General features: G+C 33.2%; 14 protein-coding genes. 12 read left to right on the top strand and 2 right to left on the bottom strand.

All coding sequences use genetic code 11. The features are described from left to right. Both G7A72_RS15075 and ccsA read right to left on the bottom strand, forming a co-directional pair. Positions 1–657: a M15 family metallopeptidase gene (locus tag G7A72_RS15075; RefSeq protein ID WP_165153117.1), complete on the bottom strand. Its 657-nt coding sequence runs from the start codon at positions 655–657 to the stop codon at positions 1–3. Between the two features lie 104 nt (positions 658–761). Next, positions 762–3968 carry a cytochrome c biogenesis protein CcsA gene (gene ccsA / locus G7A72_RS15070; RefSeq protein ID WP_165153115.1) on the bottom strand — a complete coding sequence of 1069 codons (3207 nt, stop codon included), beginning with the start codon at positions 3966–3968 and terminating at the stop codon, positions 762–764. Between the two features lie 199 nt (positions 3969–4167). On the opposite strand from ccsA, the gene G7A72_RS15065 reads away from it, so the two are divergent. From G7A72_RS15065 to G7A72_RS15010, 12 genes are all read left to right on the top strand, one after another. Beyond that, positions 4168–4941 (top strand): Rossmann-like and DUF2520 domain-containing protein, encoded by a 774-nt coding sequence (locus tag G7A72_RS15065; protein ID WP_165153113.1) that lies wholly within the window; start codon positions 4168–4170, stop codon positions 4939–4941. After that, positions 4925–5452 (top strand): HAD family hydrolase, encoded by a 528-nt coding sequence (locus G7A72_RS15060; protein ID WP_165153111.1) that lies wholly within the window; start codon positions 4925–4927, stop codon positions 5450–5452. Before G7A72_RS15065 ends, G7A72_RS15060 begins: the two co-directional genes overlap by 17 nt. An 83-nt stretch (positions 5453–5535) precedes the next feature. Then, on the top strand, positions 5536–6417 hold the full coding sequence (locus tag G7A72_RS15055; protein WP_241258617.1) for a geranylgeranylglycerol-phosphate geranylgeranyltransferase: 882 nt from the start codon (positions 5536–5538) through the stop codon (positions 6415–6417). After that, complete coding sequence (locus G7A72_RS15050) at positions 6410–6994, top strand: Maf-like protein (protein WP_165153107.1); 585 nt, start codon at positions 6410–6412, stop codon at positions 6992–6994. Before G7A72_RS15055 ends, G7A72_RS15050 begins: the two co-directional genes overlap by 8 nt. Before the next feature lie 13 nt (positions 6995–7007). Next, positions 7008–7538, top strand: a complete 531-nt coding sequence (locus G7A72_RS15045) for a mechanosensitive ion channel domain-containing protein (protein ID WP_165153782.1) — start codon at positions 7008–7010, stop codon at positions 7536–7538. Positions 7539–7712: 174 nt separating this feature from the next. After that, positions 7713–8912 carry an AI-2E family transporter gene (locus G7A72_RS15040; RefSeq protein WP_165153105.1) on the top strand — a complete coding sequence of 400 codons (1200 nt, stop codon included), beginning with the start codon at positions 7713–7715 and terminating at the stop codon, positions 8910–8912. A gap of 263 nt (positions 8913–9175) precedes the next feature. Then, on the top strand, positions 9176–10846 hold the full coding sequence (locus G7A72_RS15035; protein ID WP_241258524.1) for a hypothetical protein: 1671 nt from the start codon (positions 9176–9178) through the stop codon (positions 10844–10846). Between the two features lie 174 nt (positions 10847–11020). Beyond that, the gene (locus G7A72_RS15030) at positions 11021–11338 is read left to right on the top strand and encodes a hypothetical protein (RefSeq protein WP_113666676.1); all 318 of its coding nucleotides are present in this window, start codon (positions 11021–11023) and stop codon (positions 11336–11338) included. A 156-nt stretch (positions 11339–11494) separates the two neighbouring features. Beyond that, complete coding sequence (locus G7A72_RS15025; RefSeq protein WP_165153101.1) at positions 11495–11986, top strand: hypothetical protein; 492 nt, start codon at positions 11495–11497, stop codon at positions 11984–11986. 180 nt (positions 11987–12166) lie between these two features. Next, a complete protein-coding gene (locus G7A72_RS15020) occupies positions 12167–12709 on the top strand; it encodes a hypothetical protein (protein WP_165153099.1) in 543 nt (180 codons plus the stop codon). A 137-nt stretch (positions 12710–12846) separates the two neighbouring features. Further along, a complete protein-coding gene (locus G7A72_RS15015) occupies positions 12847–15378 on the top strand; it encodes a PIG-L family deacetylase (protein ID WP_165153097.1) in 2532 nt (843 codons plus the stop codon). 122 nt (positions 15379–15500) lie between these two features. After that, on the top strand, positions 15501–17228 hold the full coding sequence (locus G7A72_RS15010; RefSeq protein ID WP_165153095.1) for a sodium:solute symporter: 1728 nt from the start codon (positions 15501–15503) through the stop codon (positions 17226–17228). Positions 17229–17288 lie beyond the last annotated feature (60 nt).

The raw sequence follows: 17288 nt of genomic DNA, 5'->3' as shown, positions 1-17288 counted from the left end.
TTATTTACAATCCCATTTAGCATTAGAAACTGCATCATTCAATCCAGACTTTAAGTTGTAATGCCACCATTCGGAATCGAAAGAATTAAACCCGTTACTTGTCATTATAGTTTTCAATACTATTCTGTTTTTCTTCACTTCTTCTGAAACATTTAAATAATTGTGACTTGCTTCTCTTCCAAAAAAGTCGAAGGAAGTTCCCATGTCTAATTCTTTTCCAAAACGATCTACTAAAGTAATATCTACTGCTCCTCCTCTATTGTGAATAGAACCTTTGGCAGGGTTAGCAACGTATTTTGGATTAGAAACAATTTTCCACATTTTTTTTTGAATGTCTAAAGGACGATAACAATCAAAAATTTTGATTTTGTATCCTTTTTCAATAAACTTTTTATTAGCTGCAATAAGTGCATTAACCGTTTTTAAACGTAAAAAACATTCTCCACAGTCATAGACTTTTGCTTTTAAGAAGTTATCAGCAGTAGCATATTTCATATCATATTCAAAATCTTGACTATACTGTTTTAAATTGACAAACGTACTGTCATTTACAAACTGATTATTGACTTCAGCCTTATAAATCACATTTTGAGATTTACAGCTAACCATCCAGAAAAGAGAACATAGCAATACGGATAATTTATAGTCGAAATTCATAGCATCTATTTTTTATAAAAATAACACAATTAACGAAGTTTTTCTAATACTTCTAAAAACAAAAAAAGCTGCTCAGAAGAACAGCTTTAAGAATCAAAAAAATCTTATTTTTTATAATATTTCTTATATTTTGGATAGGAAACAGCACCAAATAAAGTAATTCCTCCAAGAGAATACCAAATCCAACTCAACGAATGTGCTTCTCCACTTGCGTAAGAATGCAATCCCACCAAGTGAAAATTTACTCCATAATACGTAAACAAAATAGATATAAAAGCAAACATGCTCATTAAATTGAAAATCCATTTTCCTCGTAAAGATGGAACAAATCGGGCATGAATTACAAAAGCATACACCATAATACTGATCAATGCCCAAGTTTCTTTTGGATCCCATCCCCAGTAACGTCCCCAACTTTCATTGGCCCATTGTCCTCCAAGGAAGTTTCCAATAGTTAACATTATTAAACCTATCGTTAAGGCTAATTCATTAATATAAGTGATTTCCTGAATATTCAAATCCATTTTGGCTTTGTTTTTTTCATTGGTAAACAAAATCAGTAATAATGAAACAGCACCTAAAATAAATCCTAATGCAAACGGGCCATAACTAGCCACAATTACCGCAACGTGAATCATTAACCAGTAGGAATTCAGTACCGGTTGCAGATTAGCAATTTCCGGGTCAATCCAGTTCATGTAGGCCGCAGCCAAAATCATCGCAGTTACAAAAGCTGAAGAAGCCACCGTAAGTTTCGATTTCCTGTCGAAAGCTAATCCAAAAAACATCGTTGCCCAAGCCACATATATAATAGATTCATACGCATTACTCCAAGGCGCGTGACCAGAAATATACCATCTTGCAATTAGTCCCAAAGTGTGTAACACAAATAATCCAATTACAACAATGTGCATAAAATTAACTAAATAATTCAACGCCTTTCTTTCTTTGAAGATTTGTAAAATCGTGAAAAATAACATCAAAATCGATGCGAAAATATACCAATACGGTAATTTTTTGAAAACATCATATTTGTTATACAATACTTCTGAAGTGATTTTTTCTTCGCTTGGTCTTACTTTGCTACCAAAACGTTTTTGGAAACCTTTGATGCTTTCCAGCAATTCATCGGCTGTTTTGTAGTCATTAGAAGATGAAGCGTTAGCCAAAGAACCAAAATATAAAGGCAATACATTTTTAGTATAGGTCGCTTCCATTCCTTTGAAACCGGCTTCGTTGAGTTCTAAATAAGAAACCCATTTGTTATTTTTATCATCCGGAAGAGGGAAAATCTTTAATATTCGACCGCTTAATGCAGATTCCATCAAGTTTACTTTCTTATCCGTTTCTATAAAATCTTTTTCGAATTGATTAGGATTTGCCGCTTTGAAAGATGTTTCTAAATATTTAGAAAGCTTGTAATTTCCTTTGGAATCAAAGAAAGCCACAAAAGGAGCAAATTCTGCTTTTTTGTCGACTCCAATTATTTTTCTTAAACTGTCGTTACCACTTCTTAAATAAATAATTGGGATTTCAATCCAATAACTTGCATATTGTGTCATGGACAAAAATACCTGATCCGAATTCATTCCGCTATACGAATCATCATGACTTACTTTACGCAACAATTCTGATGAAAATGTATTAATCGGTTTCATTCTTCCGCCACCGTCTTGGATTACAAGTCTACCAAATTTTGCCGCATGTTCTGCAGGAACTTTATATTTAGTAATCAAATCATTCAGTTCATCCTGACTCAATATTTTTTTGGTATGATTAGCATGCGTTGCCGGTGCTGCTTCAGCTTCCGTATGCGTATGTCCCTCGTGATCCGCGTGATTGTGTTCCTGTTCTTGTGCGAAAGTGCTGAAACTAAAAAACAAAATAAGAATAGTTAACAATTTAGCTTTCTTAGTTTTAACTACTTCCAGTTTGCGTTTGATATCTGCAAAACGAGAATATTTGGTAAACATAATCGCCATCATTGCAAAATACAACATAAAATAACCGGCATAAGTTAGTGCAGTTCCCCAAAAATCATGATTTACAGATAAAACTGTTCCTTTTTCATCAGGATCAAAACTAGACTGAAAAAAGCGATATCCTTTATGGTCCAATACATTATTCATATAAATTCTGGCATCAAATGGTTCCGTATCTTCAACGGTTACTTTACTTTCAAACGAAGAATAACTTTTCTCTGTTCCTGGATATTTCTGAGCAATAAAATCATTCAATTTTATCTTGAAAGGCAACACATATGCTTTACTTCCGTAGAAAAAAGAGTAATCTATATTCCCAATTTTTACCGTTTTGGCCTCTCCTACTTTACCTTTGGAACCTAAAACGGTAACTGTTTTTTCTTGACCGTCAGCAATAACTTTTATCATTACCGCATCCTCATGACTTTTAGCTTTGAAATCATTATCCGATTCGTAATCAACAATTCCTTTTACTGCAGGATCTGGAAATACAAATCGCATTTCACCTATGCTGTATAAAGAGCGCATCATCAAGGGTTGCGCATTATCTTTAGTCACTTTGCCCTGTAATTTATCCGCCATTCGCATAAAGTTTCCTTCAAAAGGCGTTTGAATCGTATAGGCACTTCCGGTTGTATTGATATTTATGGCACCATCCGTAAATTTATTTAACGAAAATAAAACGTTATGAATATTTTGTACTTCGCCCTCTTTCAAGAAATGCTCGTGACGACCGCCATCACCAGCTTCTACAATTTTTAAAAACACTGTTCCCTTTGGATCAGGCTTAATATATTCTTTGGCTCCCATTATGAAATTTTCATATTTTACTTCAAATGGTGTGTCAGCAAACTTTTCGGAAATACGGAAATTATTATTTACAGCCGGAGAAAGCAATACTTGCTTTTCAAAAACCCTGCGTTTCATTTCCCCTTTATATTCGCCATCAACAAAAACAGTCAGAAACGTTTTATCTGAAAAAATTTGATTTTCCGAAGCGCCTTCTCTGATGGGCATCATTCCTTCATAACTAATGTAACGCGTTACAAAAGCACCCGCAATAATGAAGATAAAAGACAAATGCAGTAATAAAGTAGCCCATTTTTCTTTTTTTAAGAGTTGGTAACGCTTAATATTTCCAATGAAATTGATTAAGAAAAATACGTGTATGGCTTCAAACCACCAGGCATTGTAAATTAAAATTTTAGCGGTATCGGTGTTGTATTTACTTTCGATAAAAGTTCCGGTGGCCATGGCAACGGCATAGGAAATAAATAAGAAGGCCATTAAGCGGGTAGAAAACAAAAAAGAGAATATTTTTTTATCCATTTTTATGGGATTATGTTTTGTAAAAGTGCCACAAAAGTACTTAAAAATGTTGACTTCTATATTCTGACATTTGTTAATTTAATCCAAAAATAAGAATGAAAGTCAAAGAAGGAAAAGGCTCTTTATAAGGCTAAATTCCCTTTTTTGTTCGTGTAATTTTCGAATAAAAATCTTAATATTTTTTTGCTAATTTTGTCGCATGGTCAAAGTAGTAATTATCGGTTCCGGAAATGTTGCGCAACATCTAATTGCTGCTTTTAAAAATGCTCAAATTCTGGGGTCGGACATCGATTTAATTCAGGTGTATTCCAGACAAACAGCAAGTGTTTCCCACCTACTCAATTTAGATCAGATCACAAATGATTTAGATACTTTGGCGGAAGCGAACTTGTACATTATTGCTGTTTCTGACGATGTAATTGGAGCAATTTCGTCGCAACTTCCGTTTAAAAATCGATTGGTCGTGCATACTTCCGGAAGTGTTCCACTGCATGCTTTGGATGAAGATAACCGAAAAGGAGTTTTTTACCCTTTACAAACTTTTACTAAAAATAAAGCCGTTGATTTTAAAATCATTCCCATTTGCTTGGAAAGTGAAAATGCTACCGATTATCAATTACTGGATAAAGTAGCCAAATCTATTTCTGAAAAAGTTTTCGCAATCAATTCAGAACAACGAAAAGCCTTGCACGTGGCAGCCGTTTTTGTTAATAATTTCACGAATCATTTGTACCAATTAGGTCAGGAAATTTGTGAGGAAAACCAAGTTCCTTTTGAAATTTTGAAACCGCTAATTGCTGAAACTGCCAATAAAATAATAGTACTTTCTCCAGAAGAAGCGCAAACTGGTCCTGCAAAACGCAATGATTCGATTACTATTGAAGCGCATGAAGCGTTTTTATCTAATGAAAATCACCTTAAAATTTATAAAACACTAACACAATCAATACAAGAGAATGGCAAAAAGTTATAAAGAAATAATGAACGATATCACTACTTTTATTTTTGATGTCGATGGTGTACTTACGGACAGTTCTGTTTTTGTAACCAATGAAGGAGAAATTCTGAGAACGATGAACATCAGAGATGGTTATGCGATGAAAGCAGCCGTTGAAAGTGGTTATAATGTATGCATTATTTCAGGTGGAAGCAATGAAGGCGTGAGAGTTAGACTGCGAAATCTTGGCATTACTGATATTTATTTGGGCACACCTGATAAAGTAGAAACCTTTGATGAATATACGGATGTCTATAAAATAAATCCAGAACAGGTTTTGTATATGGGCGACGATATTCCAGATTATCATGTGATGAAATTAGTGGGATTACCAGCTTGTCCTCAAGATGCAAGTCCGGAGATCAAAGGGATTTCAAGATATATTTCGCATAAAAACGGAGGGAAAGGTGCTGCGAGAGATGTCATTGAACAAGTTATGAAAGCGCAAGGAAAATGGATGGCGCATTTTGATGGGAAACACGATTAGTGCTATTTTAAATATTAAATTATAAATTTTAAATGACATCTGTGGTTCCATTTCTAAAACTCATCCGATATCAAAACCTGCTCATGCTTGCTTTTATGCAGCTTATTTTTAGGTATGGATTTTTTAAAATTCAAAATATTCCTTTGGCATTAGCAGATTGGCAATATGGATTATTGGTTTTGTCAACCGTTTTGATTGCTGCTGGTGGCTATGTCATTAATAATATTTTTGACCAACAGACGGATGCTATCAACAAACCCAAAACTGTTATTGTAGGCAAAGACATTTCGGAAACACAAGCCTACAATTTATATATTGGACTTACTGTAACGGGTGTGGCAATTGGTTTCTATTTATCAAATATTATAGACAAACCAGGTTTTGCTTCTATTTTTATTATGGTTGCAGCTACACTTTATTTGTACGCCACAAGTTTCAAACAAATGATGCTTATTGGTAACATAATTGTGGCATTACTGCTTTCTTTTAGTGTCATTATCATTGGAATTTTCGATTTATATCCTGCCACTAGAATTGACAATCAACAGCAAATGGGATTGCTTTTTTCTATTTTGCTGGATTACGCTATTTTTGCTTTTATGATTAATCTGTTGCGGGAAATCGTTAAAGACATTGAGGACACAGATGGCGATTACAATCAAGGAATGAACACCTTGCCTATTGCAATAGGAAAATCCAGAACTGCAAAAATAGTTTTTGGATTAAGTTTTATTCCACTTTTTTTTATTTTATTTTACATCAATAAATACTTGGTCGAATTACTGTTCGTTACACTATATATGTTACTTTTTGTTGTAAGTCCGCTGATTTTTTTCACTATAAAAATGTGGACGGCTACAACCAATAAAGAATTCCATTTTTTGAGTATACTTTTAAAATGGATTTTGCTTTTTGGAATCCTTTCCGTTGTTGTTATCAGTTTAAATATGAAATATAATGCTTAGAAATAAATTAGAAAAATACACTTTAATCCTGGCTTCGGGTTCACCGAGACGTCAGCAATTCTTTAAAGATTTAGACTTGGATTTTGAAATTCGATTGAAAGAAATTGAAGAAATCTATCCTCCAGAATTAAAAGAACACGAAATTACTAATTATTTGGCTGAATTGAAAGCCAGCGCTTTCGAAGGAGAATTAAAACCAAATGAAATTCTGATTACCAGCGATACCATTGTCTGGCACAACAATACCGCTTTAGGCAAACCAAAAGACGAACATGATGCTTTTAAGATCCTGAAATCATTATCGAATGCTACTCATGAAGTCATTACTTCCGTTTGTTTTAAAACCAATGAAAAAGTAGAAATTTTATACGAAATAACAAAAGTCACTTTCAACGAACTAAGCGATGAATCGATTCGTTATTATTTAGAAAACTACAAACCTTATGACAAAGCAGGTTCGTACGGAATTCAGGAATGGATTGGCTTCATTGGCGTTTCAAAAATTGAAGGTTCCTATGCAAATGTTATGGGAATGCCTACGGATAAAGTGTATGAATATTTAAATAATTTAGCCTAGTCGTTTTATGGAAATATCATTCATACATGAATTTACTCGGGAACTAATTGCAACCGGAACCTTAGGGATTTTACTGATTTTATTGCGAATAATTTCAACCAAATTAGTCCGACGCTATGCAAAACTAAATCAAAAGCTGGAACACAGAACCAATCTAGTTATCAAATACATACATTTATTGATAAATATCCTGGTGATTATTTCTTTAATACTAATTTGGGGAGTTCAGACGCAAGACATTATTATTGCGCTTTCTTCTATCACAACCGTTGTAGGTGTCGCCATGTTTGCCCAATGGTCTATTTTGAGTAACATTACTTCCGGTATTATTTTGTTTTTTTCTTTTCCCTTTAAAATAGGTGATATTATCAAAATTCACGACAAGGATTTCCCTATTCAAGCAGAAATAGTAGACATTGGAGCTTTTCATGTTTTTTTAAAAACAAATGACGATGAAAACATTATTTACCCAAACAACCTTCTTTTACAAAAAGGAATCTCAATATTAAAAAATCATTTTGAAAACAAAGAATTCGTAGATTAATTCATAACTTTATGAATGAAAATTTTATTTTCATTCATAAATCTCTTGATTAAGAAGTGATAATTATGCAACAATTGCTAAAAAATATGTAATACTTTAATTTTTATATTTACACATATTTGTCGGTTGCTAACTGGTAAAAAACAGTTGATTTATAAAACAAAACCAAAAGATATGAATGACATCCTGAAACTTCCATTTTACGCAAAATTAAGCTTGACTTTATTGGGTTTAATTTCTATTGTCTTTATTTTTTACATTGGTCAAGACATATTGATTCCTGTAATGATGTCGTTTTTATTTGCCATATTATTGTATCCTATTGTTCAGTTTTTCAAATCAAAACTTCGTTTTCCACATGTCTTGGCTGTAATGATAGCAGTGATATTTTTTGTATTAATTTTTATAGCTCTTTTTGTATTCCTATCTTTTCAGATCAGTGATTTTGCTGATGATTTTGATAAAATTGAAAGAAACATTAATATTCATCTTAGTAATATCCAAGGATTTGTCAGAGATAATTTTCATTTAAGTTCCAGAGAACAAAAACAGTATATTGATACTGCAGCTGAAGATTCAATGGAAAAAGGAAAAGAAATCATTGGAACTACTCTAATGTCTTTTACAGATACTTTAGTCAATTTGACTTTGATACCGATTTATACTTTTTTAATTCTTTTATACAGAACACATTTTTTACTGTTTTTATCTAAATTAATTAAAAAAGAAAACCACGAACAGTTAAAAAACATTTTAACAAATGTTAGAGTAGCCATCAACAGTTACATTGTAGGTTTGATTATTGAAATGATTTTAATATCTATAATGACAACGCTTGGTTTTATGCTTATAGGAGTAAAATACGCTATTTTATTGGGAATAATCACAGGAATTCTAAATCTGATTCCGTACATCGGAATTCTATTTGCCGGCGTTTTAAGTATTGTTGCTTCGCTTACCGGTTCCCCTGATTTATCAATAATCATTGGTGTTATTGTAATTACTATTGTCGTACAGCTTATTGACAATAATATTATTGTTCCTTTGATTGTAAGTTCTAAAGTTGAAATAAATGCATTTATATCGATTGTCGGAATCATTATTGGTGGTGCAATTGCAGGCGTTTCCGGAATGTTTTTAGCACTTCCTATTCTTGCTGTTTTAAAAGTGATTTTCGATAGAATTGAATCTTTAGAACCTTGGGGCTATTTGATGGGGGATCATTTACCTAAAACGTACACGTGGCGTAAAATAAAATTACCCCTATTTGATTCTGAAGCACCAGCTGAAAATATGATTATAAAAGCTGATGTTGTTGTTCCGGTTTTTACCGAAACTACTACAGAAACTGATACAAACCGAACCAAAAGTTAGATTAAGTATTCAAAAAAATATCAGTTTCAAATTCTGAACCTTTTACATCTTTATGCAATCTAAGAGCTATACTCCTGAGTTGCTTCACTATTTTTACAGTTGATTCTTTTGCAATGTATAAAAAAATAAAACTGATATTATTCCTTCTTTTTATCTGTGTTTCACAGATAACTAATGCGCAAGAAACAGAGACCAAAAAAGATTCCTCCAACTTATATTTAAATATTAAAAACTATTCTAAAAAGAATAAGTTTACCAAATTAATGCATAAAATAGTTTTTAGAACGCCTGTTTTAAAAAAAGAAATAACAAAAGAAGTTCAAAAAAAATACGGCATTTTTGAAGGAAAAATTATAAGGAATATTACTATTCTAACACTTGATCCTTTTGGTTATTCTGAAATTGACACATTAAAAAAGCCTAAAAATTGGGCGGAAAGAAATGGAAATAAAATCCATATTAAAACCAATCGACTTACAATAAGAAATTTATTACTTATCAAAAAAAACAAGCCTTTTGATTCGCTGCTTGTGAAAGAATCCGAACGTTTGATACGTACACAACGCTTTATAAATCGCGTGGATATTGCTCCCAAATTAATTCCGAATAGCCCTGATTCTGTTGATATTGCTATCCGAGTTTTGGATTCCTGGAGTTTGGTTCCCAAGGGGTCGCTATCAAGTTCACGAGTAAGCTTTGGACTGAATGACCGGAATTTTTTAGGATCAGGTCATCAATTTGAAAACAAAATAAGAAATAGATTCAGTGATGGCAAAAGCGCTTATTCCGTTGCTTACAGTATTCCAAATATAAAAAATACTTTTATAAACACTAAAGTCAGCTATCAAATTGATTTAGAAGAGTATTATGGTAAAAGTATAGCAATTGATCGCCCTTTTTATTCTCCATTGACAAAATGGGCTGGAGGAATTTATGTCGATCAGCAATTTAGAAAAGACACTCTGCCCGACTCCAATTTAGTATTTGCATATCAAAATTTTAAATACAACACACACGATTTTTGGGTTGGACGCGCTTTTAAAATTTTCAAAGGTAACACAGAAAGTGAAAGAACAACAAATCTTGTTACAACAGGAAGATTTTTACATCTTAAATACCTAGAGAGTCCCGTTTTTGAATATGATCCCGATGATTTTTATTCCAATGAAAAACTCGCTTTGGTTGGCATTGGTATTTCATCCCGTAAATTTATTAGAGACCGCTTTATTTTCAGAAACGGAATCATTGAGGATGTCCCTATTGGAAGAATATACGGAATAACAACTGGTTATCAATATAAAAATAATGTCGGAAGATACTATTTGGGTGGTCGTGCCGCTTTTGGAAACTTCTATAAATGGGGGTTTCTAAGTGCTAATATTGAAATTGGAACTTTTTTTGAAAAAGCAACAACAAAACAAACAGCATTTTCTTTTCAGGCCAATTATTTTACCAATCTAATAAGCATTGGAAGATGGAAATTGCGTCAGTTTGTAAAACCACAATTAGTCATTGGTTCCAACCGAATGGAAGCTATTGGAGATCAACTTTCAATCAACGAGAATTATGGACTCAATGGATTTACAATAGCGAAATACGGTACCGAAAAAGCACTATTAACACTCCAAACTCAAGCATACGCACCTTGGGATTTATGGGGTTTTCGATTGAATCCGTATCTAAATTATTCAGTTGCATTACTTGGAAATGCTAAAAGTGGCTTGATAGAAAGTAAAGTGTATTCAAAAATTGGAATTGGTTTCATTATCAACAACGATTATTTGGTTTTTAGTTCTTTCCAAATTTCGATTTCATATTATCCTTCAATACCGGGATATGGTGAGCATATTTTTAAAACAAATTCCTTTGAAACCACTGATTTTGGATTTCAGGATTTTGAATTGGCAAAACCTCGTACCGTAATTTTCAAATAGTTAATTCTATAATCCTATTTTTATTTCAAAAGACTATATTTTAAATAGTTAGAGACACATTGTTTTTTTAATTAATGTAAATTATACAATTAAATACTATAATTATATAATCTTTTATTACGAATTAATGTTTACTTTTATTATGTTAAAATTAATAACTAAAACCCAAAAGAAATGAAAAAAGTTACCTTTTATTTAATGATGATGGTATTGTCATTAAGTGTTGTTCCAACTCAAATGTTAGCTGCTGAAAAAACTCCAACTTCGGTTTCAAACAACCCTAAAGAAGTTCCTGCAGAAGTTAAAGTATTGCTTAATCGTCTTGACGAAATAAAAGCGATGGATAAATCTTCTTTGAATTCTTCAGAGAAAAAAGAACTACGTAAAGAAGTACGTGCGATTAAAGCTGAATTAAAATCAACTGGTAATGGTATTTATTTATCTGTTGGTGCAATTATCATAGTAATTCTTTTATTGATTCTTTTATTGTAACCGAATCAACAAGAAAAATAAAAAAAGGAAACGGTCAATCGTTTCCTTTTTTTATGCAAGGCATATTTCAAGCTTGGCATAGTTCTTGGCTTTTGTTAAGAGAATAGCGACTTAGTCAAGTACCGTTAAATAGAATATTAATTAAATTTTGAAAATATGAAGACATTAAAATTAATCGCCGCCGGAATAGTACTTTTATTATCCAGTACAGCAATGCAAGCACAAGTTTCAGTAAATGTAAATATTGGTAGTCCACCAGCTTGGGGCCCTGCAGGATACTCAGCTGCCGAATATTATTATTTGCCAGATGTGCAAGCGTATTATGATGTAAGACAGAGTCAATTTATTTATTTAGGAGGAGGCCAGTGGGTTCGTTCCAGAAATTTGCCAACACAATATAGAAGCTACGATTTGTATAATGGATACAAAGTGGTATTAAATGATTATCATGGTTCAAGACCTTATACTTACTTTAAAAATCATAAAGTTAAATATTATAAAGGGTATAAAGGAAAACCACAAAAAACAATTGGAGTCCGAAAAGTGGTAATTCATAAAGATTCTTACAAACAAGGAAATAACGGTAATGGACATCAAAAAAATGGAAATAACGGACATGGAAAAGGAAATGGAAAAGACAAGCATTAATCCTTCATAAAAACCTAAAAATCAGAACCTCCAATCGAGGTTCTTTTTTTTTGACAAAAAAAAACACTCTTATTTAAATCTTAAAAGGATGTTAATTATTTTACGTTGGCACAGTTGTTGAAAATAGGTAAAAAGATATATCAATAAAAGAATCATATAAAATATTTAAAATTAAAGAACATGAAAACATTAAAATTAATCGCCGTAGGAATTATACTTTTTGCATCTAGTACCATACACGCACAAGTTTCAGTTAATGTAAATATTGGTAGCCCTCCATCTTGGGGACCTGTAGGATATGCTGAAGCACAATATTACTATTTACCCGATGTTGAAGCATATTATGATGTTAGAGCTACCCAATTTATATATTTCGGTGGTGGACGATGGATTCGTTCCAGAAATTTACCTAACCAATATAGAAATTACGATTTGTATGGCGGATACAAAGTAGTACTTAATGATTATCGTGGATCAAGACCTTACAATAATTTCAGAAATCACAAAGTCAAATATTATAGAGGATATCATGGAAGAGAACAAAGAAATATAGGTTACAACAATAACCGTAGAGTATATGTAAAGCAAAGAGGAAATGACAATCATAGAAGATATGATAATGATAACCACAGAGAATATAAAAAACATGATAACCGAAATAATGGAAACGGACATGGAAACGGAAGAGGAAATGGGCATGGAAATGGACATGATAGAGATTAATCACATATTTGTTTAAAAGAGAGAGAGGATACCAAAATTGGTGTTCTCTCTCTTTTTTATTAAAGAAAACCCAAAATATTTCAGAAGAAATTATTTAATTCCTACTTTTGAAGCTATTGCAAATTAAATTTAAAAAAATGCAAAAAAAATACGTGTCCGCTATTTTAATGTTTCTTTTATGTTGCCAAATAACAAATGCGCAACAACCTCAAAAACCAAATTCTGTTGAAATTTACAATCAAATTCAAAAGCTTAATTTTCTAGGTTCTGTATTGTATATAGCAGCGCATCCAGATGATGAAAATACCCGATTAATTTCTTATTTGTCGAATGAACAAAAAGCAAGAACAGGCTATTTGTCTTTGACACGTGGTGATGGTGGCCAAAACCTAATTGGTACACAATTACGCGAATTATTAGGAGTGATACGAACCCAAGAACTTATTGAAGCTCGAAAAATTGATGGAGGAGAACAATTGTTTTCCCGTGCCAATGATTTTGGTTTTTCCAAAAATCCAACAGAGACTTTAGAAATTTGGGATAAAGAAAAAGTATTGGCAGATGTTATTTGGGCCATCCGAAAATTCCAACCCGATGTCATTGTCAATCGATTTGATCATCGCTCTCCCGGAACTACTCACGGTCATCACACTTCATCGGCAATGTTGAGTGTAGAAAGTTTTGAACTAGCCAATAATCCAACTATTTTTCCAGAACAGTTGCAATTTGTAAAACCTTGGCAAACCAAACGCCAGTTTTTTAATACGTCTTGGTGGTTTTATGGAACTATTGAAAAATTTAATGCTGCAGACAAAAAAAATCTAATTGCACTAGAAACTGGTGTTTATTATGCCGGATTAGGAAAATCAAATCAGGAAATAGCAGCATTGAGTCGCAGCCGCCATCAATCACAAGGTTTTGGGAGCACTGGTGCGCGTGGTGAAGAAACAGAATATTTAGAATTTATAAATGGCGACGCTTTAAAAGAAAAAAAATCACTTTTTGAAGGAATTGATACTTCTTGGAACCGAGTAAAAGGAGGAAAAGTAATTGGAGATTTATTGACTGCTATTGCAGCTGAATTCAACCATAATAATCCTTCGGCAAGTATTCCAAATTTGGCGAAAGCCTACACTATGATGAAAGCTTTGGACGAAAATCATTGGGCACCACTGAAATCCGCAGCCATAAAAAAAATTATAGCGGCTTGTTCCGGTTTGTATCTTGAAGCCGTAGCCCAAAATCAGGAAGCGACTCCCGGAAGCACTATTAAATTGAAACTCGAAGCCATTAATAGAAGCTCCGCACCCATCCAATTAATGAGTGTTACCACTTTACCAAATGAAAATACAACACCTCAAAATAGGGATTTAAAAAACAATATTCTGAATAATATCAACTTAGATTTAAAATTACCGGAATCAATTAACTACACACAGCCTTACTGGTTAAGAGAAAATGGAACCGTTGGGATGTATGCCGTAAACCAACAACAAAACATAGGAATTCCGGATATTATTCGGGAAGCAAAAGTGGTCTTTAATATTCAAATTAACGGAATCGAAATCCCATTTGAGCGAACTATAGTTTATAAATACAATGACGATGTAAAAGGCGAAGTGTATAATTATCTGGATATTGTTCCCGAAGTTACCACTTCAATTGTAGACAAAGTATTGCTTTTTAAAGACACCAAAATTAAATACGTAGGCGTGAAAATCAAAGCGGGTAAAGATGCCGTGAAAGGAAATCTTCAACTTGAACTACCTCAAAGTTGGAATGTTTCACCTAAATCCATTCCTTTCAATATACTAAAAAAGGGAACGGAACAAATTGTTTATTTTGAAGTAATTGCGCCAAATAAATCCGAAGAAGCGGTTGCTAAAAGTGTGGCAATAATTGACAACAAGCGATTTGACAAAGAACAAATCATCATTAATTATGATCACATCACGAAACAGCAAGTTTTAAAATCAGCTGAAGCCAAATGCATAAAAACGGATTTAAAAACTAATGGTGAAAGAATTGCATATATTATGGGTGCTGGAGATGAAGTTCCAAGCAGTCTGACGCAATTGGGATACACTGTTACGCTGCTTAAACCCGAAGAAATAACACCCGAGAAATTGGAAAACTTTGATGTAGTAATGACTGGTGTTCGTGCTTACAATACCGTTACAGCATTAGCAAATAAACAAACGATACTTTTTGACTTTGTGAAAGGTGGAAAAACAATGCTCGTTCAGTACAATACTGCGGGTGATCTTATAACCGAAAATATCGCACCTTATCCATTAAAATTATCCCGCGACCGTGTAACCGAAGAAGATGCCGAAGTTCGATTTTTAGCACCAAACCATCCCGTTTTAAATTTCCCAAACAAAATCACTGCTAAAGATTTTCAAGGTTGGAAGCAAGAGCAAGGATTGTATTATCCAAGTGAGTACGACAAAGCCTTTATTCCCATTCTATCATCCAATGACAAAGGAGAAACGCCTAAAAATGGTGCTTTGCTGATTGCTCCTTACGGAAAAGGGCACTATATTTATACGGGATTAAGCTTCTTCAGAGAATTACCTGAAGGCGTTACTGGGGCGTATAAATTAATTTCAAATATCATCTCATTGAAATCATCCGAAACTATTCCTCCCCAAAAAATAAAAAACTAAACCAGTCTGAAATGGAAACAAAAAAAATAAAAACCTGGAAGAAAAACTATACTTGGGTGCTTGTAGCCAACGCTATTTACATCTTGATCTTTTGTCTCATCATGAAATTATACGCTTAGATTATGCAATTATTTGACTGGATTATACTCATTTTTACCTTACTTTTCATTGTAATATATGGTGCATGGAAAACCAAAGGAAGTAAAAATGTAGAAGACTTTATTCTAGGAAGCAATGAAACACCTTGGCATGTCGTGGGACTTTCCGTGATGGCAACGCAAGCCAGTGCCATTACATTTCTTTCTACTCCAGGACAGGCATATCACGACGGAATGGGTTTTGTGCAGTTCTATTTTGGACTGCCAATTGCCATGGTTGTAATTTGCGTCACCTTTATCCCTTTATACCACAAATACAAGGTGTATACCGCTTATGAGTATCTCGAAAAAAGATTTGATTTAAAAACGCGTTCCCTTGCAGCCATTCTTTTTTTGTTCCAAAGAGGACTTGGAACTGGATTGACTATATACGCTCCGGCGATTATTTTGTCGGCAATATTAGGTTGGAATCTTACTTACATGAATATAATTATTGGTGTATTGGTTATCATTTATACCTTTTCGGGTGGAACCAAAGCGGTGAACGTAACACAAAAACAGCAAATGTTTGTGATCATGTCGGGAATGTTTATCACCTTTTTTCTAATATTACATTATCTACCTAATGACATGACATTTACCAGTGCGCTTCACATAGCCGGAGCAAATGACAAAATGAACATTGTCAATTTTTCTTTTGATCCGGAAGAAAAATATACATTTTGGAGCGGAATCACAGGTGGTTTTTTCCTTGCATTGGCTTATTTTGGAACTGATCAATCGCAGGTTGGACGTTATTTATCAGGAAAATCCGTTAGAGAAAGTCAAATGGGACTGATTATGAATGGGCTGCTAAAAGTACCTATGCAGTTTTTCATTTTATTGACTGGAGTTATGGTTTTTGTTTTTTTTCAATTCAATCCTGTTCCTCTAAATTTTAATCCAAACAATAAAGCCATGATTGAAAAATCAGCATACAAAGGCGAATACAATGCTTTGGAGCAAAAATTAGAGGATTTATCCGAAGATAAAAAAGTAATTAACTTGTTGTATATCGATCAGCTGAATCAGGATTATGACAATCCAATCCTTCGAAAAGAATTAGTGGCTTTGTCTAATAAAGAAAAAGATTTAAGAGATCGAGCCAAAGAAATAATTCTAAAAGCCGACAGTAACAGTGAAACTAATGACAAAGATTATGTGTTTTTTCACTTTATCCTGAATTATTTACCTCGAGGACTTATTGGATTGTTGTTGGCCGTTATCATTTCTGCGGCTATGTCATCAACCGCTTCAGGACTGAATGCATTGGCTTCTACAACAGCAATCGATATTTACAAACGCAATCTGAAAGAAGAAAAATCTGAACGCCATTACCTGTATGCTACTAAATTTTTTACCTTATTATGGGGAATCATTGCAATCCTTTTTGCTTGCATCGGAACGCTGTTTGAAAATTTAATTCAGTTGGTAAATATCATTGGATCTATATTTTACGGAACTGTATTAGGAATATTTCTAGTTGGTTTTTACATCCAAAAAGTCCAATCCAAAGCTATATTTTATAGCGCCGTTATTAGTCAGCTTACTATTTTTATCATTTACTATTACGCCATTCACATCTATCCAAGTGGAGAAGAAAAATTAGGCTATTTATGGCTAAATTTCATTGGAGCGATGCTGACAATTGTGATTTCTTTATTATTGCAGTGGACCATTTTCAGAAAACAGAAAGTACGCTTGCAGTCTTAAAATTTAGAAATCATTTTTAATGTATCAAATGATGACTAAATTTGAAAACAACCATGGTTC

The organism is Flavobacterium sp. Sr18 (genome assembly GCF_011064265.1).
Taxonomy (GTDB): domain Bacteria; phylum Bacteroidota; class Bacteroidia; order Flavobacteriales; family Flavobacteriaceae; genus Flavobacterium; species Flavobacterium petrolei.
Note: the sequence above shows the minus strand (reverse complement) of the source record. Positions and strands in the feature narration are given on the sequence as shown.